This is a genomic window from Burkholderia sp. FL-7-2-10-S1-D7, from assembly GCF_001524185.1.
In the GTDB taxonomy this organism is placed as follows: domain Bacteria; phylum Pseudomonadota; class Gammaproteobacteria; order Burkholderiales; family Burkholderiaceae; genus Burkholderia; species Burkholderia diffusa.
This window is the reverse complement of the sequence record NZ_LOWY01000100.1, coordinates 192876-218190: the sequence shown is the minus strand read 5'-3', so window position 1 is coordinate 218190 and position 25315 is coordinate 192876. Positions and strand designations below refer to the sequence as shown.

Annotated in this window: 26 protein-coding genes; 9 read left to right on the top strand and 17 right to left on the bottom strand. The window is 69.0% G+C overall.

Annotated elements, in window-relative coordinates; genetic code table 11:
• Positions 1–9: 9 nt before the first annotated feature.
• From WS75_RS29085 to WS75_RS29065, 5 genes are read right to left on the bottom strand one after another with little or no spacing between them, the layout of a single operon-like run.
• Positions 10–420, bottom strand: coding sequence for an ExbD/TolR family protein (locus WS75_RS29085; RefSeq protein WP_009694203.1), 411 nt, complete (start codon positions 418–420; stop codon positions 10–12).
• Complete coding sequence (locus WS75_RS29080; protein ID WP_059685810.1) at positions 420–1136, bottom strand: MotA/TolQ/ExbB proton channel family protein; 717 nt, start codon at positions 1134–1136, stop codon at positions 420–422. Before WS75_RS29080 ends, WS75_RS29085 begins: the two co-directional genes overlap by 1 nt.
• Before the next feature lie 41 nt (positions 1137–1177).
• Positions 1178–1975 (bottom strand): energy transducer TonB, encoded by a 798-nt coding sequence (locus WS75_RS29075; RefSeq protein ID WP_059685808.1) that lies wholly within the window; start codon positions 1973–1975, stop codon positions 1178–1180.
• Between the two features lie 33 nt (positions 1976–2008).
• On the bottom strand, positions 2009–3055 hold the full coding sequence (locus WS75_RS29070; protein WP_059685806.1) for an ABC transporter substrate-binding protein: 1047 nt from the start codon (positions 3053–3055) through the stop codon (positions 2009–2011).
• Positions 3056–3105: 50 nt separating this feature from the next.
• Positions 3106–4278: an LLM class flavin-dependent oxidoreductase gene (locus tag WS75_RS29065; RefSeq protein ID WP_059685804.1), complete on the bottom strand. Its 1173-nt coding sequence runs from the start codon at positions 4276–4278 to the stop codon at positions 3106–3108.
• Between the two features lie 455 nt (positions 4279–4733).
• Here WS75_RS29065 and WS75_RS29060 point away from each other — a divergent pair, with 455 nt between their 5' ends.
• From WS75_RS29060 to WS75_RS29045, 4 genes are read left to right on the top strand one after another with little or no spacing between them, the layout of a single operon-like run.
• A complete protein-coding gene (locus tag WS75_RS29060) occupies positions 4734–5810 on the top strand; it encodes an ABC transporter substrate-binding protein (protein WP_059685802.1) in 1077 nt (358 codons plus the stop codon).
• 32 nt (positions 5811–5842) lie between these two features.
• Positions 5843–6949, top strand: a complete 1107-nt coding sequence (locus tag WS75_RS29055) for a PhnD/SsuA/transferrin family substrate-binding protein (protein WP_082729781.1) — start codon at positions 5843–5845, stop codon at positions 6947–6949.
• Positions 6949–7764 (top strand): ABC transporter permease, encoded by an 816-nt coding sequence (locus WS75_RS29050; RefSeq protein ID WP_059685800.1) that lies wholly within the window; start codon positions 6949–6951, stop codon positions 7762–7764. The genes WS75_RS29055 and WS75_RS29050 overlap by 1 nt, the downstream gene beginning before the upstream one ends.
• A gap of 16 nt (positions 7765–7780) precedes the next feature.
• Complete coding sequence (locus WS75_RS29045) at positions 7781–8569, top strand: ABC transporter permease (protein ID WP_059685798.1); 789 nt, start codon at positions 7781–7783, stop codon at positions 8567–8569.
• Here the strand turns inward: WS75_RS29045 and WS75_RS29040 are convergent.
• Both WS75_RS29040 and WS75_RS29035 read right to left on the bottom strand, forming a co-directional pair.
• Positions 8560–9678 (bottom strand): sigma-54 interaction domain-containing protein, encoded by a 1119-nt coding sequence (locus WS75_RS29040; RefSeq protein ID WP_059685796.1) that lies wholly within the window; start codon positions 9676–9678, stop codon positions 8560–8562. The two genes, WS75_RS29045 and WS75_RS29040, sit on opposite strands and share 10 nt — an antisense overlap.
• A 120-nt stretch (positions 9679–9798) precedes the next feature.
• Entirely contained in the window at positions 9799–10479 is a 681-nt protein-coding gene (locus WS75_RS29035) for a class II aldolase/adducin family protein (protein WP_059686364.1), read from the bottom strand.
• A 388-nt stretch (positions 10480–10867) separates the two neighbouring features.
• Between WS75_RS29035 and WS75_RS29030 the strand changes: the two genes are divergently transcribed.
• Positions 10868–12151 (top strand): lipase family protein, encoded by a 1284-nt coding sequence (locus tag WS75_RS29030; RefSeq protein ID WP_059685794.1) that lies wholly within the window; start codon positions 10868–10870, stop codon positions 12149–12151.
• A 250-nt stretch (positions 12152–12401) separates the two neighbouring features.
• On the opposite strand, the gene WS75_RS29025 is transcribed toward WS75_RS29030, so the two are convergent.
• From WS75_RS29025 to WS75_RS29005, 5 genes are all read right to left on the bottom strand, one after another.
• Entirely contained in the window at positions 12402–14405 is a 2004-nt protein-coding gene (locus WS75_RS29025) for a family 2A encapsulin nanocompartment cargo protein cysteine desulfurase (protein WP_059685792.1), read from the bottom strand.
• Entirely contained in the window at positions 14380–15312 is a 933-nt protein-coding gene (locus WS75_RS29020) for a family 2A encapsulin nanocompartment shell protein (protein ID WP_059685790.1), read from the bottom strand. The genes WS75_RS29025 and WS75_RS29020 overlap by 26 nt, the downstream gene beginning before the upstream one ends.
• A 135-nt stretch (positions 15313–15447) precedes the next feature.
• Positions 15448–15669 carry a helix-turn-helix domain-containing protein gene (locus tag WS75_RS29015; protein ID WP_059685788.1) on the bottom strand — a complete coding sequence of 74 codons (222 nt, stop codon included), beginning with the start codon at positions 15667–15669 and terminating at the stop codon, positions 15448–15450.
• Complete coding sequence (epsC, locus tag WS75_RS29010) at positions 15666–16619, bottom strand: serine O-acetyltransferase EpsC (protein WP_059685786.1); 954 nt, start codon at positions 16617–16619, stop codon at positions 15666–15668. The genes WS75_RS29015 and epsC overlap by 4 nt, the downstream gene beginning before the upstream one ends.
• 28 nt (positions 16620–16647) lie before the next feature.
• On the bottom strand, positions 16648–17118 hold the full coding sequence (locus WS75_RS29005; RefSeq protein ID WP_059685784.1) for a rhodanese-like domain-containing protein: 471 nt from the start codon (positions 17116–17118) through the stop codon (positions 16648–16650).
• 27 nt (positions 17119–17145) lie between these two features.
• On the opposite strand from WS75_RS29005, the gene WS75_RS33960 reads away from it, so the two are divergent.
• Both WS75_RS33960 and WS75_RS29000 read left to right on the top strand, forming a co-directional pair.
• On the top strand, positions 17146–17475 hold the full coding sequence (locus tag WS75_RS33960) for a hypothetical protein (RefSeq protein ID WP_156429913.1): 330 nt from the start codon (positions 17146–17148) through the stop codon (positions 17473–17475).
• 52 nt (positions 17476–17527) lie between these two features.
• On the top strand, positions 17528–18163 hold the full coding sequence (locus WS75_RS29000) for an isochorismatase family cysteine hydrolase (RefSeq protein WP_059685782.1): 636 nt from the start codon (positions 17528–17530) through the stop codon (positions 18161–18163).
• A 67-nt stretch (positions 18164–18230) separates the two neighbouring features.
• Here WS75_RS29000 and WS75_RS28995 read toward each other — a convergent pair whose 3' ends face one another.
• Positions 18231–18962, bottom strand: a complete 732-nt coding sequence (locus WS75_RS28995; protein ID WP_059686362.1) for a ribonuclease T2 — start codon at positions 18960–18962, stop codon at positions 18231–18233.
• Positions 18963–19150: 188 nt separating this feature from the next.
• Here WS75_RS28995 and WS75_RS28990 point away from each other — a divergent pair, with 188 nt between their 5' ends.
• On the top strand, positions 19151–19747 hold the full coding sequence (locus WS75_RS28990) for an HD domain-containing protein (protein ID WP_059686360.1): 597 nt from the start codon (positions 19151–19153) through the stop codon (positions 19745–19747).
• 35 nt (positions 19748–19782) lie between these two features.
• Here the strand turns inward: WS75_RS28990 and WS75_RS28985 are convergent, their stop codons facing one another.
• Positions 19783–21321, bottom strand: coding sequence for an MFS transporter (locus tag WS75_RS28985; RefSeq protein WP_059685780.1), 1539 nt, complete (start codon positions 21319–21321; stop codon positions 19783–19785).
• A gap of 177 nt (positions 21322–21498) precedes the next feature.
• Here WS75_RS28985 and WS75_RS28980 point away from each other — a divergent pair, with 177 nt between their 5' ends.
• On the top strand, positions 21499–22404 hold the full coding sequence (locus tag WS75_RS28980) for a LysR family transcriptional regulator (RefSeq protein WP_059685778.1): 906 nt from the start codon (positions 21499–21501) through the stop codon (positions 22402–22404).
• 71 nt (positions 22405–22475) lie between these two features.
• On the opposite strand, the gene WS75_RS28975 is transcribed toward WS75_RS28980, so the two are convergent.
• The 3 genes from WS75_RS28975 to mmsB are packed head-to-tail and all read right to left on the bottom strand — an operon-like array spanning position 22476 to position 25302.
• Positions 22476–23615 carry an enoyl-CoA hydratase/isomerase family protein gene (locus tag WS75_RS28975; protein WP_059685777.1) on the bottom strand — a complete coding sequence of 380 codons (1140 nt, stop codon included), beginning with the start codon at positions 23613–23615 and terminating at the stop codon, positions 22476–22478.
• Entirely contained in the window at positions 23612–24403 is a 792-nt protein-coding gene (locus tag WS75_RS28970; RefSeq protein ID WP_059685774.1) for an enoyl-CoA hydratase, read from the bottom strand. The genes WS75_RS28975 and WS75_RS28970 overlap by 4 nt, the downstream gene beginning before the upstream one ends.
• Entirely contained in the window at positions 24400–25302 is a 903-nt protein-coding gene (gene mmsB, locus WS75_RS28965) for a 3-hydroxyisobutyrate dehydrogenase (RefSeq protein WP_059685772.1), read from the bottom strand. Before mmsB ends, WS75_RS28970 begins: the two co-directional genes overlap by 4 nt.
• Positions 25303–25315 lie beyond the last annotated feature (13 nt).

Sequence of the window (25315 nt, the reverse complement as noted above, 5' to 3'; positions counted from 1 at the left end):
AACCGCGCGTCAGCCGCGCGGCGCGGTGAGCACCGACAGCCGCGTGATGCCCGCATGCTCGATCGCGGCCATCAGCTTCGCGACCGTGCCGTACGGCACGTGCTCGTCGGCCTGCAGGTCGAGCGCGACATCGGGCCGGCCGGCCTTCAGCGCGGCCAGCTCGGCCGGCACCGCGGCCAGTGCGACCGCGCGCTTGTCGAGATACACGACGCCCTTGTCGTCGACGCTCACGGTGACGTTCGGCTTGCGATCGGCCGGCGCCGTGGCGACGGTGTTCGGCAGATTCACGTGCACCGCGTTGTTGAGCAGCGGCGCCGTGACGATGAATGCGACGAGCAGCACGAGCATCACGTCGACGAGCGGCGTGATGTTGATTTCGCTGAGCACGTCGTCGTTGTCGGAGGAAGAAGAGAAGGCCATTACGCGAATGCCTCCTGACGGGTGTCGTCGGCACGGCGCGCCGGCGCAGGCACGGTCGAGGCGGCCGGCACGCGGAAGCCGGCTTTCTGCGCGAGCGTGACGAAATCGGTGGCGAACGCATCGAGATCGGCCGACGCGGCCTTCACGCGACGCACGAAGAAGTTGTACGCGAGCACGGCCGGCACGGCGACCGCGATGCCGATCCCGGTCGCGACGAGCGCCTCGCCGATCGGCCCGGCCACGACGTCGATGCTCGCCGACGCGCTGTGCGTGATCGCGGTCAGCGCGTGGATGATGCCGAACACGGTGCCGAACAGGCCGACGAACGGCGCGGTGCTGCCGATCGACGCGAGCACCGCCAGCCCCGCCTCCTCGCGCCGGCGCGCGTTGTGGATCTGCTGCCGGAGATGACGTTCGAGCAGGTCGTGGCGGCTCCAGCTGTGTTCGAGATCGTGCGCGCTGCTTTCGTCGGCGCGCCGCAGCGCGTCGAAGCCCGTCGCGGCGAGTTCGCCCACCGGGCTGTTCGCGCCGTCGAGCGCGGCGGCCTCGTGAAAGCTGTTGGCCGCCCAGAACGCGCTGACGTAACGCCGGTTGCGCGCGCTCGCCCGCAGGCTCTGGATCGCCTTCACGACGATCAGCGTCCACGTGACGACGGAGAAGAGGACGAGCAGCCAGAGCGCGCCCTGGACGATGAAGGTGGTCGGGATGCCATTCATGATGTGAGTTCCTTGAAAAATGTGGCGGGCCACCCGGCGGGTCAGCCCAGCTTGAAATCGATCGGCACGTTGACCCAGCCGTCGACCGCTTCGTCGCCGCGCTTCGCGGGCACGAACGTCCAGCGCTTCACCGCAGCCACCGCCGCGTTGTCGAGCATGCGGCGGCCGCTGCTCGTGCGGACCTCGACGGAATCCGGCGTGCCGTTCGCGAGCACGTGCACGCGCAGCACGACGCGCCCTTCCCAGCCCTGGTCCTGCGCGAACGCCGGATAGTCGGGCGCCGGGTTGCGCAGGTAGGCCGCGTCGCCGATCGGTGCGGTTTCGCGCACGGGTGCGGCTTGCGCGGCCTGTGCGGCTGGCGTCGCGACGGCCGGTGCCGCCGTCGCGGGGGCCGCCTCGCGCGTTGTTTGCGGCGCGGCAGTCAGTGCAGGCGCCGGATGCGCGACGGCCGCACGCGGCTTCGGCGGGGTCGGCGCCTGCTTCAGCGGTTTCGGCGGCACCACCGGTGGCGGCTGATGCACGGCTTGCGGCAACGGTTCGGGCGGCCGCGTCAGTTCGACCGTCATCGGCAGCGGCCGCGGCGGCTGCACCGGCGGCGCGGCAGGTGCGCGCGCGGCCAGCAGCGCGACACCCGCATGCAGTGCCGTGACAGCGAGCGCAATCCCACCCGTGACGCGCCACGCGCCCGGTTTCGCCGCTCGCGCATCCGGCCGTGCCGAAGGCGAAGCGGACGGCGGACGCACCACCCCCGCCACCCTGCCCGTACCCGCGCGCGGCGCAGTACGCGCCGCGTGCCGGCGTGCCGGCGGCAAGCCGTATTCGATCGTCAGACCTGTCATGCTCGACTCCTTGCAATGACGCGCCGCGGCGCGCTACGCGACCCACGCATGGCGTTGCCGGTCGATGCGCGTGAACGGCGCCGGGTCGATCCAGGCGCGCGCATCGAAATCCCGTTCGAGAAAGCCCCACTCGACCAGGAAGTCCTTGAACGCGACCAGCCCGTCGATCGACGTCTGCGCGAGCCCCGTCTCCAGATGGCGGTGCACGTCCGCTCCGTACGCATAGCGCACCCACTCGTCGGATGCGCGCGTCTCGCGGCCGATATAGGCGACCGTCTCCGCCGGATGGCGCGCGGCCCAGTCGCCCGCCCCCACCACCACCGACAGGAAGCGGCTCACGAGATCGGGGCGCGCGTCGATCAGCGCGCGGTCGACGGTCAGCGTGCGCGGCGTGCCGTTGCCGATCCGCACGAGCGGATCGGGGTGCGCGCCGAGATCGATGACGACCTGCGCGTCGATCAGATGCACGGTTTCGAGCCCTTCGACACCTTTCACGAACACCGCGTCGACCTCGCCGCGCACGAGCGCCGCGACCTCGAGCCCGTACTCGTGCGGGCCGCGCGTGAACGAAGCGGGCCCGGTGCGACGTTCGCGTTCGTCGGGCAGGTCGACCCATTCGGCGTCGCCGTGCCCGAGCCCTTCCAGTTCGAGCGCACTCAGGAAGCCTTTCAGCGCGGCCGCCCGCCAGAAGTCGATGCTGATCGGATGGCGCGGCAGCCCGAGCCGCCGGCCGCGCAGATCGCGCACGGAGCGGATGCCGCGATCGGGCAGCGTGACGATCGCCTGGAATTCGTTGGTCCACGACAGGCCGATCACGCGCGTATCGGCGCCGCGTGCCCGCGCCCACAGCGCGGGAATGTTGCCGCCCTGCCGGAACGAGTGCGGCAGGCTGTGATCGAAATGCGATTCGCGCTTGCCGGCGTCGGCCGTCTCCTGCAGCGAATGCAGCGCGATGCCGTCCGGCCCGAACTCCTCGTCGAACCAGCCGCGGTGCACGGCGATGCCGAGCGCGGTCGGCACCGGGCAGCGCGTGTACCAGAGTGCGTCGCAGGCCGTGACCTGCGCAGCGAGTGTCGTCATGGTGAATGTCCTTGTCGATGTCGTTGGATGGCGCGGGAATGCAGTCGCGTTCATGCGCCGGCCACGCGCAGCGCCGCCTGCGTACCGCGCGCGTTCAGCGCGCCGTCGACGAGCGGCAGCACTTCCTCGCCCACGCGGTACGCCTCCTCGAGATGCGGGTTGCTCGCGAGAATGAACGTCGAGACGCCGATGTCGACGTACTCCGCGAGCCGCTCGGCCACCTGCTCGTGGCTGCCGACGATCACGCAACCGGGGCCGCCGCGGATCTGCGACATCCCGGCCCACAGGTTCGGGCCGACGATCAGGTCGTCGAAGTGTTGCGTGTTGCCCTGGTGCAGCGCGAACTGACGTTTCGCGCCGACCGACTCCGACGATTCGCCGCGCCCGCCGAAACCGTTGCGCGTTGCGTCGCCCACCGTCGCGAACATCTGCCGCAACTCGGCCCAGGCCTGCGCCTCGGTCTCGCGCGCCAGGATGTCGATGCGCATGCCGAAGCGCAGGTCGCGCTCGGCGTTCTGCCGATCGAGCGCGCGACGCGCCGCATCGATCACCTCCTTCTGTTTCGCGAGCGGCTCGCCCCAGCTCAGGTGCACGTCGCCGTGCTTCGCGGCGACCGCGAGCGCGGCGTCGCTCGCACCGGCCAGGTAGATGCGCGGCGGCTTCTGGCCGCTCAGCGGCGGCAGCAGGCCACCGGCTTCGACGCGGTAGAAGCGGCCGTCGAACGTGAACGGCTCGCCGGCCGCGACGCCCTTCACGACATCGAGGAATTCGTCGGTGCGCGCATAGCGGCTGTCGTGATCGATAAAGTCGCCGTATGCACGCTGGTCGGGGCCGCCGCCGCCCGTGACGACGTTCCACTCGACTCGGCCACGGCTGATCCGCTGCAGGCTCGCGGCCATCTGCGCCGCATAGACCGGATGCACGAAATGCGGCTGCAGCGCGATCAGGAGTCGCAGCCGGCGCGTCTCGCGCGCCAGCGCGGCCGCCACGACCCATGGCTCCTCGGTGAAGCGGAAGATTGGAATCAGCGCGCCGTGGAAGCCGGCGATATCGGCCGCGCGCGCGACCTGCGACAGATAGTCGATGTAGCCGAAATCGTCATCGTCGACTTTCGGCGCGACACGCGATGCGCGCTGGCGGTTCCATTCGCCGCGCGTATGCAGGTCGTGTGCGCGCCGGCCGTCGCCATGCATCGGCAGGCGCCACAGAAATTCAACAGCCATCGGAGTTCTCCTGGTCGGGCCATTCGGATTGCGTGCGGCATCGGCGTGCCGCGCGTGTGCTGCGCTGTAAAGCACGCGGTGTGCCAACGCGCGCTCAACAGCGCGTGCGTGGCCGCCGGCGAACCTGCGCAGTGCCTTGCACACCGGCCATCAGCGGCAATCGGATCGCACCCGCTCGCGATGGCCCAGGCCGTCACGACGCGCACGTATCGCACTGCTGCACCGACCACACCGCTGCTGCGCGCGCAACAGTGGCCGCCGCGACTGTTGCTGACGCAACAGGCCACGCATCGGCGCAAGCACCGCGCCTCCCGCGCGATGCCCGCGTCGCGTGCGGCCGAGCCGCTTCCGTTCACTGGCCCGGAACTTGCAACGTTGACCGGCCCGCGCGTGCGACACCGACACCGTACGCAACCGCGCTTCAACCATGCTCAAGCAGAGAGGGAATCTCACCCATGACAGACAGGCCCGATTCGTCATCGGACAAGCAGCAGACATTCTGGTACGCCCGATCGCCCGTGCCGACCCCGCTCGGCATCGCCGTGCATCTCGGCTGGCTCAACGGCGAGACGTCGGCCGACGGCGTCGCGATCCGCTCGCCGCGCGGCGCCACACGGCACGACGTGTCGTCGATCAGCGATCAAACGCTCGCGCAGTCGTTTCGCCAGGGCGGCAGCATCCCCGCGATGTGGGCACGCTCGAACGGCGCGAATACGCGCTTGATCGGGCTGTCGTGGGTCGACGAATCGCAGTTGATCCTCGCGCGGCCCGAGTCGGGCATCCGCTCCGTGAAGGCGTTGCGCGGGCGCCGCATCGCGATCCCGATCCGCCCCGACGACCGCATCGACATCTTTCGTGCGTCGGCGCTGCGCGGCTTCGTCAATGCGCTCAGCCTCGACGGGCTAGCCATACGCGACGTCGAACTCGTCGACGTGCGCGCACGCACGCTGCAGGCCGTCGGGCCGGCACACGCCGCGGACCTGTTCGCGTCACCGCACGGCTTTTCGAGCCGCGCGCTGTATGCGGCCGAAGCCGGCGCGCTGCTGCGCGGCGAGGTCGACGCGATCTACGTGAAGGGTTCGACCGGCCTCGAGATCGCACAGCTGATCGGCGCGCACGTCGTGATCGACATCGGCTTTCATCCGGAGCGCGCGATTCGCAACAACAACGGCACGCCGCGCCCGCTGACCGTCAACGCGGACGTGCTCGCGAATCATCCGGACATCGTCGCCGGTTTCCTGAAGCTCGTGGTCGCAGCCGGCGACTGGGCCGGCACGCATCCCGACGAGACCGCGCATTACGTGGCCGGCGAAACCGCGTCGTCGATCGACTGGGTCCGCGCCGCGTACGGCAACCAGCTGCACCGGCATCTCGGGGTCAACCTCGACGAGGAATCAGTCGCCGCGCTCGACGACTTCAAGACCTTTCTGCACGACCACGGCTTTCTGGAAGCCGACTTCGACGTCGCCGACTGGATCGACCCGCGCCCCCTCGCCGACGTGCTGCGGCCATCGCTGCAGAAGCGTGCGTGAGTCCCCTTTTCCGCCTACCGTTCCGGACCATCATGAAACACACGCTCTCCCTCGCCTCGCTGCGCCGCCTGCTGCACGCACAGTTCGCCGCGCTGCCGTTCGCCGCGGCGATGCTCACCGCACCGGCCGCGCATGCGGACGACGCACCCAGGGTCGTGCGGATCGCCGTCGTCGCCTATTCGAGCGGCGGCAAGACACAATACGCTGGCGCGTCGGCACTGCTCGACGCCGACAAGTCGCTCGAAAAGGCACTCGCCGCACGGCACGTGAAACTGCAATGGGTACCCGTGTCGACCGCGGCGGTCGGCACGCTCGTGAACGAGGCATTCACGAACGGCAGCATCGATTTCGCCGGCTACGGCGACCTGCCGTCGGTCGTCGTCAACGCATCGGGCACCCATACGCGCCTGATCGTCCCGGGCGGTGCCGGCAGCAACACGTATCTCGTCGTGCCGGCCGGCTCGACCGCGAAGTCGATCGTCGATCTGAAAGGCAAGCGCATCGCGCTCAATCGCGGCCGGCCGTGGGAAGTCACGTTCAGCAAGCTGCTCGCCGAGAACGGGCTGAAGCTGTCCGACTTCAAGATCTACAACCTCGACCCGCAGGCCGGTGCGGCAGCCGTCGCGGCCGGCCGCGTCGACGGCTTCTTCACGCTGTCCGACGCGTATTCGCTCGTCGACAAGAACGTCGGCAAGATCATCTGGTCGACCAAGACCGCGCCCGACGACTGGAAGATGCGCGCGGAACTGTGGGCGTCCGACGATTTCGTGCGGCGCTACCCCGACGTCACGCAGCTCGTCGCGACGGCCTACGTGCGCGCCGCGCACTGGATCTCGCAGCCGCAGAACCGCGACGCGTTCGTGAAGATCCTGAGCGCGTCCGGCCAGCCGGAAAGCGTCGTGCGCCGCGAATACGCGGACGAGGCGACACCGTGGAAGGAGCAATGGACGCCGCTCTTCACGCCCGCGCTGACCGGCCACTATCGCGACGTCATCGCGTACAGCCGCCAGGCCGGCCTGACGTCCACGCCGGTCGACGTCAACACGCTGCTCGCGCCGACGTTCGTGTCGACCGCGCTCAAGCAGCTCGGGCTCGACGGCTACTGGCGCACCGACGCGGCGCGCGTCGCGAGCCGCTGATGCCGACGCACGCCCTCGCGTCGAACGGCGCACGCGCGCTCCGCCTGACCGGACTCGCTCGGCTCGGCGGCATCGCGCTGTGGTGGGCCACGCCCGTCGCGTTCGTCGCGCTGTGGTGGTTCGCGAGCGCGCAGCGCTGGTTCCCGCCGCAGCTCGTCGTGCCGCCGGATCGGCTCGCGGCAACGCTGCGCACGCTGCTCGACACGGGCGAACTGCGCGACAACCTGCTGATCACGCTGCATCGCCTCGCGCTCGGCTTTGCGATCGGTGCGACCGGCGGTGCCGCGTTCGGCATCCTGCTTGCGCGCAGCCGGCTGTTCGCCGATTACCTGCGGCCGACGTTCGACCTGCTGCGGCAGGTGCCGACGCTCACGCTGATTCCGTTGCTGATCCTGCTGATCGGCGTCGACGAACCGCTGAAGCTCGTCGTCGTCGCCAAGGCCGTATTTTTTCCGGTCGCACTGGCCGCGTACACGGGCGTGCACGACGCGCCGCGCGATCTCGTCGAGATGGCGCGCCACTACGGGCTCGGCCGCTTCGCGCTGCTGCGCGACGTGCTGCTGCCGGCCGCGTTGCCGCCACTCCTGACTGGCGTGCGGATCGCGCTCGCGCGCGCCTGGCTCGCGCTCGTCGCGGTCGAACTGCTGAGCGCCGACAGCGGGATCGGCCAGATGATGGAACTGGCGCGGCAGATGCTGCGCCTCGACGTCGTGCTCATCGACGTCGCGGTGATCGGGCTGATCGGCTTCGCGATCGACCGGTCGATCACGCTCGTGCAACGCTACGCATTGCGCTGGCAGACGCCCGCGCGCTGAACGAACAGGTTTCCGAATGACCCTCGCCAAGCCCCCCTTCTCGTTCGCCGCGCTGCGCCGCCGTGCGCGCGGCCTCGTCGTGCCGGCCCTGCTGGTCGCCGCATGGCAATACGCGTCGTCCGGCGACGCGGTCCATCAATACGCGTTCGTGCCGTTGCAGCAGGTTGGCACCGCGCTCGTCGAACTCGCACGCAGCGGCGAACTCGCGACCGATCTCGGCGCGAGCCTGCGCCGCACGACGCTCGGCCTGGCGGCCGGCATCGTGTTCGGACTCGTGTTCGGCGCGGCGATGGCGCGCTCGACGCTCGTGCGCAAGCTCGGCGAGCCGGCGTTTCAGGCGCTGCGCTACGTGCCGCTGCTCGGGCTGATTCCGCTGCTGAGCTTGTGGGCCGGCACCGGAGAATTCGCGAAGGTCTTCATCATCGCGCTCGCCGCGTTCTACCCGATGACCACCGCCAGCTTCGACGGGCTGCGCCGCGTCGATCCGCGCTATGTCGAACTCGCGCAGTCGTATCGCCTGACGCTCATCGGCCTGTGGCGCGACGTGCTGATTCCGGGCGCGCTGCCCGACCTGTTCGCGGGCGTGTTGCAGGCCGTGCCGTTTGCGTGGATCACCGCGACCAGCAGCGAGTTGCTGTTCAACGCGGGCGCGGGTGTCGGCAGCCTGATGCAGAACGCGCAGGCCGGCGCGCGCGCCGACGTGTTGCTGGTCTGCGTGCTGGGCGTGACGGCGCTCGCCGTCGGCATGAGTGCGCTATGCGAGCGGATCGCGCAGCGCGCGCTGCGCTGGCGCGATCACGCCTGACGGCGCAGCCGCGCGTCGGCGTCGCCCGCGTCGCGCGGCTTCAGGATGCCGAGCTGCGCGAGCCGCGCGCGCACGATGTTGCGCGACTGGTCGAGCAGGCGCGACATGCGCAGCTGGTTGTGGTCGCTGTAGTCGAACACGCTGCGGTAGACGGTGTCCTCGATGTGCTGCCACAGCGCCGGCGTGCCGAGATCCAGCAGCTCGATCACCGCGTGGCGCAGCGCATCGGTTGCCTCGGCCACGTCGCGCGCACGGCGCGGCGGCGCCACCGCCGCGGTGCTCGGGTCGCCGGCATCGGGCGCAAGCGACAGCGCGGAGAACTGCAGGTCGCTCACGTCGATCGCGCCGCCCGCGCAGATCAGCACCGCGTGGTGGATCACGTTCTCGAGTTCGCGGATGTTGCCGGGCCATGCGTGCGCATGCAGCCGTGCGCGCGCGGCGTCCGTCAGCGTCGGCGCCGCCACGCGCAGCCGCTTCGCATAGGTGTCGATGAAGTGTTCGATCAGCGGCGCGATGTCGCCGGGCCGCTCGCGCAGCGGCAACAGGCTCAGCTTTACGACGTTGAGCCGGTAGTAGAGATCCTCGCGGAAATTGCCCGCGCGCACCGCGGCTTCGAGATTCACGTTGGTCGCCGCGACGAGCCGCACGTCGATCTTCACGGTCTTGCGCGAGCCGACCGGCGTCACTTCGCGCTCCTGCAGCACGCGCAGCAGCTTCACCTGCGCGGACAGCGGCAGATCGCCCACCTCGTCGAGAAACAGCGTGCCGCGATTCGCGGATTCGAACCAGCCGGGCTGGCTGTTGATCGCGCCGGTAAACGCACCGCGCTCGTGGCCGAACAGTTCGCTCTCGATCAGCGTCTCGGAGAACGCGCCGCAGTTGACCGCGACGAACGGGCCGTCACGGCGCTCGCTCAGCGAATGCACGAGGCGCGCGATCAGCTCCTTGCCGGTGCCGCTCTCGCCGGTGACGAGCACGGTCGCGTCGCTTGGCGCGACGAGCTGGATGCGCTCGAGCAGCACCCGCGATTTGGGATCGTCGAACGTCAGCGCCTTCGCACGAATCGTGATCGCATGCGAAGTCGGGTCCGGCAAGCTGAAGATGGCCATGGCACGACCGGCGTGTTGAACGGGGAAGATTCGACGATAGCAAGACGCGCGCCGGCCACGAACCAATTCATCGAGCTATCGGTATGACGGCGGCCGGATTGCGCCGACCGCCGCGCGGCGTCACGCGAGGCCGGTCATCTTCCATTGCTGCTCGAGCGCGCCAGGGCCGAATTCGAGCGAGCCGCCGAGCGGTTCCGCGAGCGCCTGGAAATACGCGGCTTCCTCGAGGATCAGGATGTACTTCGACACATCGAGGATCGATTTTCCCCAGAACGTCGCGCCGCCATTCGCCTCGATGATCGCCGGCACCTCGGGGTCGCGGCGGATCGTGTCGACGATGAAGCGCGGCTCGCCGGGACGACGATCGACATACACCGGAATCTCGCGCGCGCGGGTGTAGCGCGCAGCCGGCGCATAGCGGATCGGCAGCGGGCGATGCGCGCTCGCCCAGGCGCCGAGGTACGGGCCGTGCACGTGGATCACGACGCCGACCTCCGGCGCCTCGCGGAACACGTCCGCATAGCGCGGCCCGTTGCCGCCCGCGCGCGCGTCGCCGTGCAGCACGTCGCCGTCGAACGTCACGACGACCGGCTGGATCTCCTGCGACGCGGCCCACGGGCTCGGCGCCGACAACGCGACAACAAGCTCCGTGCCTGGCACACGCTGGAACGCCTGGAACGTGTTGGTCGCGGACAGCGTGCGCGTGTCCTTCAGCACGCGTTCGGCCTGCGTGAATTCGCGCGTGGCGCGCTCGACGAATGCCACGAGTTCGCCGCTGTCGATGGTTGAGGTGACGGACATGAGGACGGTTTCCTTGATCGGGTGGACGGATGGGCTCGCATCGCGATGTCGTGACACCGCGACGCACGGCCACCGGATCAGCAGCAATCGTGCCAGCCGGGCATACGTGTATCGAAGGCCCGCGCCACGGTGCGCGTGCGCCACGCACGATGCGCGCCGTCCGAGCCACGCGTGCGCCTTTGTTGCGGGAGCAACAGCCTGCCGGCCCGGATTGCTGCCCGACACGCAGCCGCTGAGAGCGCGCGCGGCACGCCGCACGACACGGCGGCCCGTCTTGCCACGCGCTGCGCACCCAACGGCTGCGCTGGTTCGAAACTTGCGTTGTGGTCGGCCCGCGCCGCGCAATGCGCAGCGCGTCCGATCCGAACTCACCGACCTCCATCCGACCATGACGCTCCTCCCCCTGCGCGCATACGCCGCGCGCACGCTGCTGGCTTCGGCGCTCGCCGTCTCGTCCCTCCTCTCGCATGCGGCTTCACCGGGCCGCGTTCCTGCACCCGATCCGTTGCAGGGCGACGGTCGCGTGTCCGCGTTCTACACGTGGGACCGCGACATTCCGGCGACGCCCGGCGTGCTGCTGCGCACCGAGCCGCTTCCGGCGACGCTCGGGCTCGCGAGCGCCGGGCGCCAGCTGCGCATCCTCTATGCATCGACCGACGGCGTCGGCGGCCGCACGCCGATCGCCGTGTCGGGTGCGCTGTTCGTGCCGCGCGGCACGCCGCCGGCGGGCGGCTGGCCGATCGTCGCGTGGGCGCACGGCACGTTCGGGATGGCCGACATCTGCGCGCCATCGTGGTTCGGCCGCTCGTATCGCGACGTGCGCTTCCTGAACGCGTGGCTTCAGCAAGGATTCGCGGTCGTCGCGACCGACTACCAGGGGCTCGGCACGCCCGGCCCGAATCCGCAGCTCAACAACCGCTCGAACAGCTACACGCTGCTCGACAGCGTGCGCGCGGTGCTCGGCGGGGTGCCGGGCCTCGCGAACGAGGTCGTGCTCGTCGGCCAGTCGCAGGGCGGCTCGGCCGTGTTCGCGGCGGCCGGCTACGCGCGCGCCTACGCGCCCGAACTCGCGATCCGCGCGACCGTTGCCACCGGCACGATCTACAACGCGTCTCCCGCCACGCTCGCGTCGCTGCCGAAGTTCGAGAGCGCGTACCGGCGCGATCCCGATCGCGTCGATCCGACGCTCGCGTACCAGTTCTACTCGGTGCTCTCCGCGCAGCAGATCGACCCGTCGCTGCGCGCGGACGAGGTGCTGACCGACCAGGCATTGCCGATCCTCGAACAGTCGCGCATCAGTTGCCTCGCGTCGCTCGAGGACGACGCCGTGCTCGCGCACCTCACGCATGCGAACACCGTGAAGCCCGGCGGCGATGCACGGCTGAAGGCTTGGTGGGACGAATACCTGACGTTCCCGACGCTGAAGATCGCCACGCCCGTCTTCATCGGTGCGGGCGCGGACGACGGGCTCGCGCCGCTCGAACTCGCGCTCGCGAAGGATGCGTGCGCGGCGGGCACGACGGTCGAGGCGCACCTGTATGCGGGCCGCGAACACAACAGCACCGTGAACGCGTCGCTCGCCGATTCGATTCCGTTCGTGAAGCGCGTGCTCGCAGGCGAGACGATCCGCCCGATCTGCACGCCCACCGCGCAGCAAGCCGTGTCGCAATAGCCGGCGCCACACGCTTTGCACGACGGCGCGAACGCATTTCCGAATCCGTTATTGGATCGCGCCGCCGCGCATTGTTATACGCGTCACCACGCTCTGTTGAAGCGTGCCAGCCAATTTCGACGCAACAGAACAGGACGAACCAATGGGCCGACGCCCTTGCGACCGCGTGATCGTGAAGCGACTAAAAAGCCGCCTGCGACACGTCACGGATGACGCCCGCAAGCGGCTCGACCTTCAGACCCGGACACCGTCAACGGCGCGTCGACAGCCTTCGCACGACACGCACCAGCGCATCGACCTCGTCGCACGTGTTGTAGAACGCGAGCGACGGCCGCACCGTGGCCTCGAGCCCGAAGCGCCGCAGGATCGGCTGCGCGCAGTGATGCCCGGAGCGCACCGCGATGCCCTCCTCGTTCAGCGCCTGCCCGACTTCCTCGGTTTCATAGCCCTTCAGCACGAACGACAGCACGCTCGCCTTGTCGCGCGCAGTGCCCACGAGCCGCACGCCCGGGACCGGCGCGAGCATGCTCGTCGCATATGCGAGCAGGTCGTGCTCGTAGCGCGCGATGTTCTCGATGCCGACGCGGCTCACGTAGTCGAGCGCCGCGCCGAGCCCCACCGCATCCGCGATGTTGCCGGTGCCGGCCTCGAAGCGGTTCGGCGGCGGCTGGAACACCGTGCGCTCGAACGTCACGTCCGCGATCATGTTGCCGCCGCCCTGCCACGGCGGCATGTCGTCGAGGATCGCGCGCTTGCCGTACACGACGCCGATCCCGGTCGGCCCGTAGATCTTGTGCCCGGAAAACACGAAGAAATCCGCATCGAGCGCCTGCACGTCCACGCGCATGTGCGAGATCGACTGCGCGCCGTCGACGAGCGCCTTCGCGCCCGCGCGATGCGCGAGCTCGACGATCTCCTTCACGGGCACGACCGTGCCGAGCGCGTTCGACACCTGCGTGACGGCCACGATCTTCGTGCGGTCGTTGAGCAGCTTCCGGTATTCGTCGAGCAGCACCTGCCCCGAATCGTCGACCGGAATCACGCGTAGCTTCGCGCCTTTCTGCGCGGCGAGCTGCTGCCAGGGCACGATGTTCGCGTGATGCTCGAGATGCGACACGACGATCTCGTCGCCTTCGCCGACGTGCTGCACGCCCCACGTCTTCGCGATCAGGTTGATCGCCTCGGTCGTGCCGCGCACGAACACGATCTCGTCCGGCGACGATGCACCGATGAAGCGGCGCACGGTCTCCCGCGCATGCTCGTACGCATCGGTCGCGCGGCCCGCGAGCGCATGCGCTGCGCGGTGGATGTTCGAGTTCTCGTGCGCGTAGAAATACGCAAGGCGATCGATCACGGCCTGCGGCTTGTGCGTCGTCGCCGCGTTGTCGAACCATACGAGCGGCTTGCCGTTCACGCGCTCCTGCAGGATCGGGAAGTCGCGGCGAATCGCGTTGACGTCGAACGGCGGGTGCGCGCCGCGATGCAACTGGCCCGACGGTTCGATGGCATGCGCATCGTCGATGAAATATCGCGGAACGTCCGCCCCCGATGCACGCGAGACCGGCCGGTCGGGCTGCACGGCGAGCAGTTCGCGCAATGCATCGTCGCCCGGCAGCCCGAACGCCTCTGGCGACGCCAGCCCATTCGACGGCACGACGATGTCCTCCGGCGTCGCCTGCCAGCCTTGCCGCACGCCGTCGGTGAAGTAGTACGGCGATGCGGCCTTCGCGCTTTCCTCAGCCGCCACCGCGTTCGCCTGCGGCACGCCGAGCGCCGCGCCGCCGACGCGCGGCTCCAGCGCCGGCGCGATCGACACGGCGTTGTCGGGCAGCCCGTTCTGTGCGGCCGCATGCGGCGCGAGCGCCGGCACGCGATTGCCGAGCGACAGCACGTGCGTCGGTGCGGACGGCGCGAGATTCGCACCCGGTGCCTTGCCTTGCGGCAGCGCGAGGCCCGGCACGCCGGTGCCCGTGCCGCCCGGCCCGGCGAGCGGCGAGCCGGCCGGCGCGGGATTGCTCACCGACGCGAGAATCGGCGCTGCGGCCGGCAACGCCGACGGTACGCCGCCGACCGCACCACTGCCGGCCGACAGGCCCGGCGCGGGCGCCTGCCCGGGCGGCGTCGCGAAGAACTCGGACGCGAGCCGTGCGAGCGCCGCCGGGTCAGGCAAACCGGCGGGCAGCGGCGCGTGCGGCCGCGCCGGAGCGTCGCCGCCGATCGCGCCGGGATTAACGGTAGGTGTCGGGATAGTCATGGTACTTGGCGATTTCGACGTCATCGAGGACAGCCAGCGCATCCGGCGAGTGGACCGCGAGCGAGCAGTACAGCGAAATCAGGTACGACGCGATCGCCTGGTCGTTGATCCCCATGAAGCGAACCGACAGGCCCGGCCCCTGCTCGCCGGCGACGCCCGGCTGGTAGAGCCCGACGACGCCCTGGCGCTTGTCGCCGACGCGCAGCAGCAGGATCTTCGTCTTGCCGTCCGCGACGGGCACCTTGTCCGACGGGATCAGCGGAATGCCGCGCCATGTGAGGAACTGCGAGCCGAACAGGCTGACCGTCGGCGGCGGCACGCCGCGCCGCGTGCATTCGCGGCCGAACGCGGCAATCGCGAGCGGGTGCGCGAGGAAGAACGCCGGCTCCTTCCACACCTTCGTCAGCAGTTCGTCGAGATCGTCGGGCGTCGGCGCGCCGGTCAGGGGGAAGATCCGCTGTTCGTCGGTCACGTTCGCGAGCAGCCCGTAGTCCGGGTTGTTGATCAGCTGGCTTTCCTGCAGCTCCTTGATCGTCTCGATCGTCAGGCGCAGCTGTTCCTTGATCTGGTCATGAGGACTGCTGTAGAGATCGGAGATCCGCGTATGCACGTCGAGCACCGTGCTCACCGCGTTGAGGAAATACTCGCGCGGCTGTTCCTCGTACGGCACGAAGGTTCGCGGCAGCACGCGCTCGTCCTCGAGCTGCGTGCACGCGGCGCGCACGGCCTCCGGGTTCTTCACCTGGTTCAGCCGATAGATACCGGCCTCGACCGGCACCCACTGCAGCAGATGCGTCAGCCAGCGCGGCGTAATCGTGGAAAGCTGCGGGACGGTCTTGGTAGCGTTCGCTAGTTGGCGGGCGGCGTGATCGCTCAGCGCGGCCGTGCCGATTGCAACGGTCGACATGTGTGGCTCCGGGTTCTTAAGATGAAAAACGGGATTGCTTATGACGCGGGATGATTATCGGAAGCACGCACCTGCCGGCTCAACATGCTATAGCCGTCATATGGCACCACCGAACGGGAAAAGCAGCGCGATGCGTCAGGCGGCGTACACGCCGCGCAGCAGCATCGCGATCGACACGTCGAACGCGCGCGCGATCTTGTCGGCGGTGACGATCGACGCGATCGCCTCGCCGCGCTCGATCTCGCCGACGTACGAGCGGTTCAGCCCCGCGTGTTCCGCGAGCTGCTCCTGCGACCACGTGCGGGCTTCGCGCAGCTTGCGCACGTTGGCGCCGAAGTGCTGGATCAGGTTGCTCATGGCGTCACCTGTGCGGCCGGCCGGGCCGGTTCGGTCCGCGCGGGCGGGCCGGCGTTCGCCTCGCTGCGCAGCACGGCCTGCGTGACGTTCGCGCCGGCCGGCACGTCCTGCGTCAGCCACACGTTGCCGCCGATCACCGCGCCGCGGCCGATCGTCACGCGGCCGAGGATCGTTGCGCCCGCATAGATCACGACGTCGTCCTCGACGATCGGATGGCGCGCGAGCCCCTTCTCCAGATGCCCTGCCGCATCGCGCGGGAAGCGCTTCGCGCCGAGCGTGACCGCCTGGTACACGCGCACGCGCTCGCCGATGATCGCGGTTTCGCCGATCACGACGCCCGTGCCGTGGTCGATGAAGAAGCCGCCGCCCACGCGCGCACCCGGATGAATGTCGATACCGGTTTCGGCGTGCGCCTGCTCGGCGATGATGCGCGCGAGCAGCGGCAGCCCGAGCCGGTACAGCTCGTGCGCGAGCCGGTGGTGAATCATCGCGAGGATGCCGGGATAGCACAGCAGCACTTCGTCGACGCTGCCGGCCGCCGGATCGCCGTGAAATGCGGCCAGCACGTCACTGTCGAGCAGCCGGCGAATGTCCGGCAAGCGTGCGGCGAACGCCTGCACGGCCGCTGACGCGGCCTCGTCGATTTGCGCGTCGGCGTTGCGTTGCCGCGCCGCGTAGCGCAACTCCAGCGTCACCTGCGCGAGCAACGCGTTCAGCGCCGCGTCGAGTGCATGGGCCACATAGAAGTTCTCGCTCTCCTGTCGCAGGTCGGGCGGCCCGAGCCGCATCGGGAACAGCACGCCCTTCAGCGCGCCGATGATCTGTGCGAGCGCTTCGCGCGCCGGCAGGTCGCGCCCGCCCGGTTCGAGCGAGCGCCGCTGTTTCTCGCGCCACGCGCGGCGCACGGTCTGGAGCGACTGAACGATGTCGTCGATTTCGAATGCGGCCATGCTGACTTCTCCCCGTAACGGCCGTGATTCAGTCCTGCGTCCACGGCAGGCCGCGATGGCGCCAGCCGTTGCGGTCGCCGCGATGCTGCTGTTCGTCGAGTTCGCCCTCGAACCCTTCGAGCACGTTGAATACCTGCGTGAAGCCCGCTTTGGTCGCGGCCTCGGCCGCTTGCGCGGACCGGTTGCCGCTGCGGCAGAGCAGCAGCAGCACCGCGTCCTTGCCTGTCTTCGCTTCCAGCTCGCGCACGAAGCGCGGGTTGCGCGTCAGGCTCGTGCCGGTCGCCCATGGCACGTGCAGCGACTCCGGCACGTGGCCCACGAATTTCCGTTCCTCCGCGGTCCGTACGTCGACCAGCAACGCGTGGCCGGCGGAAAACAGCGCCCATGCGGCGTCGGGCGCCACGCCCCCCGCGTACGGCGTGCCGGCCGCTGCCGCGACCGCGCGGGCGTCGTCGAGCGCCTGCCGGGCGGCCGTTCGTTCTTCCAATGCAAACGTCATCACGCTTCCTTGTTCTCGCAGATTCGTATGATCAAAAACAACCGGGAATGCGGCCGGTGCAGCTTGCGTGCTGTCTATAGCCGTCAGCACCACTATGCGAGCGCGGACAGGGAAGCAGAACCAATAAAAATTCATTTCCTAAGCAGCGGCGTGCGTAATGCAATCGCGAAGGTGTCGGCGCCGATGTGGAAATGCCCCCTGCGCCGCCGCAGGCCTGACCCACCTCGGAGAGAAAATGACGGTTTTTTTGGCGGCGACGATGGCATCGATCTGCGCCACCCGCCCGAAGAGATTGCATGTCAGGTCATATCGACCGCGGTCCGGCACGCTTGCATCGGAATGGTTGACGACGTATAACGAGCGATCGATTTTCTGAGACACCGAAATGACTCATGGGAGAGCATCAGTCATGCAACCGGAACACGCTTCAGATCTCGCAACGACTCGCCGCGCAAGCGCGGAAGGCCGCACACGCACGCCGATTCCGCCGATCGTGCCGGCAAAAACCGCACTGGTCGTGATGCACTACCAGACCGACATTCTCGGCCTCTTTCCATCGGTCGCCCCTACCCTGCTCGCCAACACGCGCAAGCTGTGCGATGCCGCCCGGGCGGGCGGCGTCCACGTGTGTTTCGCCAATCTCCGTTTCAGCCCAGGCTATCTGGAAGTCAGTCCACGCAACAAGAACGGGCAAGGAATCAAGCAGCTCGGCCTGTTCGTCGACGACGGCCCGTGCCCGGAACTCGGACGGCTGGACGACGAGCCGCTGACCGTCGCGCATCGCGCGAGCGTGTTCTTCCGCACCGACCTGCAGTCACGGCTCGTCGCGCAGGGTATCGACACGCTGATCCTGGTCGGCATTGCGTCGACCGGCGTCGTGCTGTCGTCGGTTGCGCACGCAAGCGATGCGGATTTCCGGCTGTATACGGTGAAGGACTGCTGCTACGACCCGGATGAGGTCGTGCACGAGCATCTGTTCGCGACGGCGTTCGAGACGCGCACGACCGTGCTGTCGCTCGCCGACGCACTGCTGCTGCTCGCATAGACGTGCAACACCCGCACCACGCCGGCCGGAACGCTCCCGACCGGCGCATCCCACGCAACGTCGCGCGTTACTTCGCGATATACACGCCCGACGTCGGGCAGGTCCCCTGCGTATTCCCGTCCGTCACGAGCGACGCCGCGCTCGGAAACTGCGTGGTCGCATTCGTCTTGACCGCGATCCACGCTTCCGTGAAATAGCTGACGCCGTTGGTCTTCGTGCACTTCAGCGACACCGCGCTGCGCGTATTGCTGCCGAACGCGCCTTCGAATGCGGACAGCAGCTGGTTGCGCGTCACGGTCTTGCCCGCGTTCGCCTGCAGGAACGCGTTGAACGACGTGTTGCCTAGCCGGCCGATCATGCCGGCCGCCTCGTTCCAGTATGCGTCCGGCGATGCCGAATTCGAGCAGGTGCCATGCTTGAACCATTCGTGCTTGTCGAGGCACGACGCCACGCCCGGCATGTAGGTTGACAGCGTGTTGCGCGTCGCGGTGCTGACCGGATACGCATCCATGCTGCACCACTGGTGCGCGTTGTCGAGATCGACGTCGCTCTGCGGCACGCCGCAGTAGAACGGCTGGTTGCCGTCGTACCTGCTCGGCCACAGGCCGTGCAGCGACAGGCTCGTCGCCGCGTACGTGCCGGCGAGGTTCGTACACTCCGGCGTGTCGTGCGACGCGCAGAAGCCGGGCTCCCACGAAGCCGCGAGCAACAGGTAGTCGTAGCTGGTCTGCGCGACGGCGTGCAGCGAGGCGGATGCGACGGCGAGTGCGGCCGCGGCGCGGGCGAGCGTCTTGAGCATGGCGTTTCCTCGGAAAAGGCTTGCGGTCGCGGGATGCGCCGCAAGATTGTCGAACGTCTGCCCGCGATTGTTGCCCGCGCAACGTGGCATCAATATGAAGGTGGACGAATGAATTCGTCGTGCAACGCCGAGCCCCATATCGGCGGTACCGATCCCGACGCTCGCCGTCCCCCGCCTGCGACGCCGGCCTGCCCTGTCGCCATCTTCATCCTGGCACGATCCACGCGCGGCTCGATTTCCTGCGCGAAGCCGAACGCCTGAAAGACGTGCTGCGCAGCGGCCACACGTCGACCGGGCGCACCGAAAGCACGGCCGAACACAGCTGGCGGCTGTGCCTGATGGCGCTCGTGTTTGCCGATGCGCTACCCGACGTCGACACGACGAAGCTGCTGAAGCAGTGCGTCGTCCACGATCTCGGCGAAGCGCTGCACGGCGACATCCCCGCGATCGAGCAGGCCGCGCATCCGGACAAGCACACACACGAACGCGACGACCTGCTGATGCTGACGGCCGGGCTCGATCGCGTGCTGCGCGACGAGATCGTCGCACTGTGGGACGAATACGAGGCGGCGGCATCACCGGAAGCGCGCGCCGCGAAGGCACTCGACAAGCTCGAAACGATCCTCCAGCACAACCAGGGCAGCAATCCGCCGGATTTCGACTACGCGTTCAATCTCGGCTACGGCCGGCGCTACACTGACGCGGCGCCGTTATTCAGCACGATCCGCGCGATCGTCGACGCGGACACGCAACGCCGGATCGACGCTCGCGGCAACGGCGCGTAAGCGCCCGGAACCGGCCGCGCGCGACATTGCGCCCGTCATTCACACACCGTCGCCCCGCGCCTTGCCGGCGCGAACGCCACCGCGCTCGCGGTCGCGAGCACGGCCACGCCAGCCGCGCCGTACACCATCACCCAGCCGAACCCGTGCAAGAGCGCCGCGTGCAGCGCCGCCCCGGTCGGGTCGGCCTTTGCGAGCGCCGGCGCGATCGCCTGCAGCCCATCTGTGCGGCCCGACGCGATCTGCTGGGCCAGCATGCGCAGCGCCCCCGCATCGACCGCCCCCGCGACGCCCGCCTTCAGGCTCGCGACGATCCCCGCAACCAGCACGAAGCCCATCGTCGCGATGTTCAGCGCGAGCGAGATCATCCGCGCGCTCATGTCGATGCCTGACGCCATCCCGGCGCGCGAGCTCGGCACCGCGCCCGTCGTCGTGTTCGTGACCGGCGTGTTGGTGAGCCCGAGCCCGATGCCGGCGATCACGCAGCCTGGCAGCATCGTGAGCCAGCTGGCATGCTCGACGCCGCCGCCGATCCGCATCAGCGCGAAGCCGACCGCGATCGTAAACAGGCCCCCCGGGATCACGACGCCGGGCCCGTAGCGCAGCGCGAGCCGCTCGCCGAACGGCGGCGCGACCAGCGTCGGCAGCGTGTATGCGAGCAGCGCGAGGCCGGCCGTCACGCTGTCGTAGCCGAGCGCGACCTGGAACCAGATCGGCAGGTAGATCATGAACGGCCAGAAGCTGAAGTTCATCCCCATCGAGCCGAAGATCGCGCCGGTGAACGCGCGAATCCGGAACACGGAGAAGTCGAACATCGGCCGCGCGCTCGTGCGCTCCGCGATGAAGAAGCCGGCCAGCGCGAGCACGGTCGCACCGAGCACGCCGAGCCCGGCAGCACTCGTGAGCCCCAGCTCTGCACTCTGCGTGATGTAGAACGCGAGACCGAGCACGGCAAGCGACAGCGTGACGATGCCCGCGACGTCGAGCGTGCCCGCGTGCGGATCGCGCGACTCCCGCACCGCGCCGCCGATCAGCACGAGCGCGACGGCCGCGAGCGGCGCATGCACGAGAAACACCCACGGCCAGCTCGCCAGCGCGACGATCGCGCCGCCGACGAGCGGCCCGAAGCCGAGACCGATCCCGAACACGATCCCCCAGATCCCGAACGCGCGGCCGCGCTCGCGCCCTTCGCGGAACTGGTGCGACAGCACCGCGATCTGGCAGATCAGCATCGCGCCGCCGCTCGCGCCCTGCAGCAGCCGGCCCGCGACCAGCACCGGCACGGTCGGCGCGAGCCCGCACAGCAACGACGTCGCACCGAACAGCGCGGTGCCGATCACGTACACGCGCTTGCGGCCGAACCGGTCCGCAAGCGTGCCGGCCGCCATCAGCACCGTCGTGCACGCGATCGTGTACGCGTTCATGATCCACTGCATGCCGTTGAAGTCGCCGTGCAGCACGTGTTCGAGCGTCGGCAGGATCACCGGCACGCTCGAGATCTCGAGGCCGAACATCAGCGACGTGAGACAGACGGCCGCGAGCGCGACCGCATTCCTGCGGGAGTCGGATAGCGTCATGCGTATTGCGCGTCGGCCCGGCAACGGGCCGCGCGCCTCCAGTGAGAAGGGATCGCCGCGCGCGGCCGGCGACGCACGCTGAACGGGAATCGGTACTATAGTGAGAATTTCGCTCCCCATTGACGCGCCTATTTCCACGAACCAGGGAATCACAGGACGCAATCAATCCAACCCGCCATGACCGACAGACTCGACGGCGTAACGACCTTCGTCCAGGTCGTGGAATCCGGCAGCTTCGCGCTCGCCGCGGAACGGCTCGACATGACGCGCTCGGCGGTCGGCAAGGCGATCGCGCGGCTCGAGAAGCGGCTCGGCGCGCGGCTGCTGCAGCGCACGACCCGCAGCCAGAGCCTGACCGACGACGGCCAGGCGTACTACGACCGCTGCGTGCGCGCGCTCGCGGAGCTGGAAGCGGCGGAAGCCGATCTCGATTGCGGCCGCAACGAAGCGCGCGGCAAGCTGCGGCTGAGCGTGCCGCTCGCATTCGGGCATCACTGCGTGACGCCGATCGTGCTCGATCTCGCGCGCACCTATCCGCACCTGCGGATCGACGTGTCGATCACCGACCGTTTCGTCGATCTGGTCGAAGAAGGGATCGACCTCGCGGTACGGATCGGCCCGCTTTCGGACAGCACAAGCCTCGCGGTGCGGCGGCTCGGCACGCAATACGGGAGCCTCGGCGCGGCGCCGTCGTATCTGGCGCGCCACGGAATGCCGCAATCGCTCGACGACCTCAGGAACCACCGGACGATCGCGTATTCACGCTCGGGCGTCGCGCAGCCGTGGGACTTGCGCGCGCCGGACGGCTCGACGGTGCGCATCGACATGTCGCATCAGCTCAGTTTCGACGACGTGCAGGCAATCGCGGCGGCAGGCGCCTCGGGGTTCGGAATCGCATGGCTGCCGAGCTGGCTGCTCGATCATTACGTGAAGCGCGGCGAAATGGTCGTCGTGCTCGACCGCTGTTTCGTCTGCGAAGGCGACATCCACGCGATCTGGCCGAAAACGCGCTACCTGCCGCGCAAGACGCGCTGCGTGATCGACGCGCTCGTGCAGGCGGTGCCGCCGATGATCGAGCGCTGAGCGCGGAAGCGCGGAAAGGAAATGGGTCGAAGCCGACGCGCCGCACGGGCGCGTCGGTGCATCACGTCACCTCACGCCGCGCCAAGATCGGCGAGCGGATGTGCGAACAGTTTCCACGGCGACGTCAGGAAATGCCGCACGCGTTCGGCGCGCAGTTCGACGAGCGACGCCGGCGCCCAGCGCGGCTTGCGATCCTTGTCGACGAGGTGCGCGCGCACGCCTTCGCAGAAGTCGCCCTCCTCGATCGCGCGCGCCACGATGCCGAGCTCCATCCGGAACGACTCGGCGAGCGTCATCTGACGGCCGCGCAGCAGCGCTTCGCGCGTCACGCACAGCATCGTCGGCGAATGGCCGGTGAGTGCGTCGAGCGTCGACTGCAGCCATTGACGATGCTCGCGCGCCCGCTCGTCGCGTTCAAGATCCTGCTTCAGCGTCGCGACGATCCGCTCGACGGTCGAGCGCTTGTCGAAGTGACGAACGATCCACGCCATCTGGCTGTCGAGCGCCGAATGCGGCACGACGTTGCACGGCGGCTCGAACACCTTGCGCAGCGCCGGCAGCACGTCGCCGTCCCATTTGACGCTTTCGATGCGCGTCTCGAACGTATCGAGCCACGACGACGGCACGCACAGGTCCGCGAGCTTCGCGGTCAGCGCGTCGGCACCCGACAGCATCGCGCCCGTCAACCCCACGTACAGCTCGAGTTCGACCGGCATGCGCGACAGGAAATGCGTCGCGCCGACGTCCGGCACGAGGCCGATGCGCGTCTCCGGCATCGCGATCTTGCTGCGCTCGGTCGCGACGCGCAGCGCCGCCCCTTGCGCAAGCCCCATTCCGCCGCCCATCGTCACGCCGTCCATCAACGCGACGACCGGCTTCGGGAACGTATGGATCGCGTAGTCGAGGCGGTATTCGTCGACGAAGAACGGCAGCCACGTCTCGCGCTGCGCGACCATCCGGTGCAGCGCGCGCACGTCGCCGCCCGCGCAGAAGCCCTTCTCGCCCGCGCCGCGCAGCACGACCGCGACGATCTGGTCATCGGTGCGGCAGCGTTCGAGGTGTGCGGCCAGCTCGCCGATCATCGAATAGGACAACGCATTGAGCGCGGCCGGCCGGTTCAGCGTGATGAGCGCCACGCGGTTCACCACGCGGAACAGCACCTCCGGCGCGGGTTGCGCGAAGCTGTCATGAGTCTTGACCGGCGTGCTCATCGTTGCGGCTCTCCATCGGGTTGCCATTGCGGCGCGCGCTTGCCGAGAAACGCGGCCACGCCTTCGCGCGGATCGTTCGTGTCGAACAGGTCGACGAAGCGTTCGCGCTCGACCGCGAGCGCCGCGCTGCGCGGCACGCCGCGGCGCGCGAGGCCGATCAGTTCCTTGCTGTATGCAATCGCGTGCGGGCTCTGCCGCGCGACGTTGCGTGCGAGCGCCAGCGCCGCATCGCGTGCCGCGCCGCTTTCGACCACGTCCTCGACGAGGCCGATCCTGAGCGCCGTTGCCGCGTCGACGCGCGTGCCGGCCAGGATGATCTTCTTCGCCCAGCCCTCGCCGACGAGCCAGGGCAGTGTCTGCGTGCCGAGCCCGCACGGCAGCAGGCCGACCGACGGTTCGGGCAGCGCCATCTGCGCGTGCGTCTCCGCGATCCGCAGGTCGCACGCGAGTGCGCATTCGAGGCCGCCGCCCATCGCATAGCCGTTGATCGCCGCGATCGTCACGACACGCGCGTCATGCAGCGCCTCGAACGCCGCGCCAAAGCGCGCGGCCATCGCGCGCGCGACCGCGTGGTCGCCGTCGGCGAACGTGTTCAGGTCGGCGCCCGCGCTGAAGAACTTCGGGCCGTCGCCGGTGATCACCAGCGCGCGCACGCGCGGGTTCGCGTTCAGTTCGGCGACGGTTTCCTGCAGTTGCCGCAGCCCGTCGGCGGTAAAGGCGTTCGCGGGCGGACGCTTGAGCGTCGCGCACGCGATCGCGCCGTCGTCGACGTAGTCCAGTTCGATCATGAGGCGTCCTTCTTCGTGGCCGGTTGGTACAGGCGGATCACCGCCGAGAAATCGAGTTGCCCGTCGCCGCGGCTGCTCATCGTCTGGTACAGCTGCTGCGCGAGCGCGCCGAGATAGACGGGCTGGCGCGCCTGCTTCGCGGCGTCGTTCGCGAGGCCGAGATCCTTCAGCATAAGGTCGGTGCCGAAGCCGCCGCTGTAGCCGCGCGACGACGGCGCGGTGTCGATCACGCCCGGATACGGGTTGTAGGTGTCCGAGCTCCAGCAACGGCCCGTCGACGTGTTGACGATCCCGGCCAGCACCTTCGGGTCGATGCCGAGCGCGACGCCGAGCGACATCGCCTCCGACACGGCCGCCATCGAGATGCCGAGCACGAGGTTGTTGCATACCTTCGCGACCTGCCCCATCCCCGTCGCGCCGCAATGGACGATGTTCTTGCCCATGCCGGCGAGCACCGGCTTCACGCGCTCGAAATCGGCGTCGCTGCCGCCGACCATGAAGGTCAAGGTGCCTGCCGCCGCGCCGCCGGTGCCGCCCGACACGGGCGCATCGACGAACGCGCCGCCGCGCTCGCGCACGAGCGCGCCGAACGCCTGCGCGCTCGCCGGATCGATCGTGCTCGAATCGATCACGGTCGCGCCGGCGTCGAGGCCGGCCAGCACGCCGTTCTCGCCGGCGAGCACCGAGCGCACGTGCGGCGCGGCCGGCAGCATCGTGATGACGAAGGTCGCGCCCGATGCGGCTTCGCGAGGCGACGCAGCCACCTGCGCGCCGGCGTCCTGCAGCGCGCGCAATGCGTCGGCGCTCAGGTCGAACGCGTGCACTTCATGGCCGGCCTTCAGGAGGTTCAGCGCCATCGGCCCACCCATGTGGCCGAGTCCGATAAATCCGATCTTCATGTTCGTGTCCTCC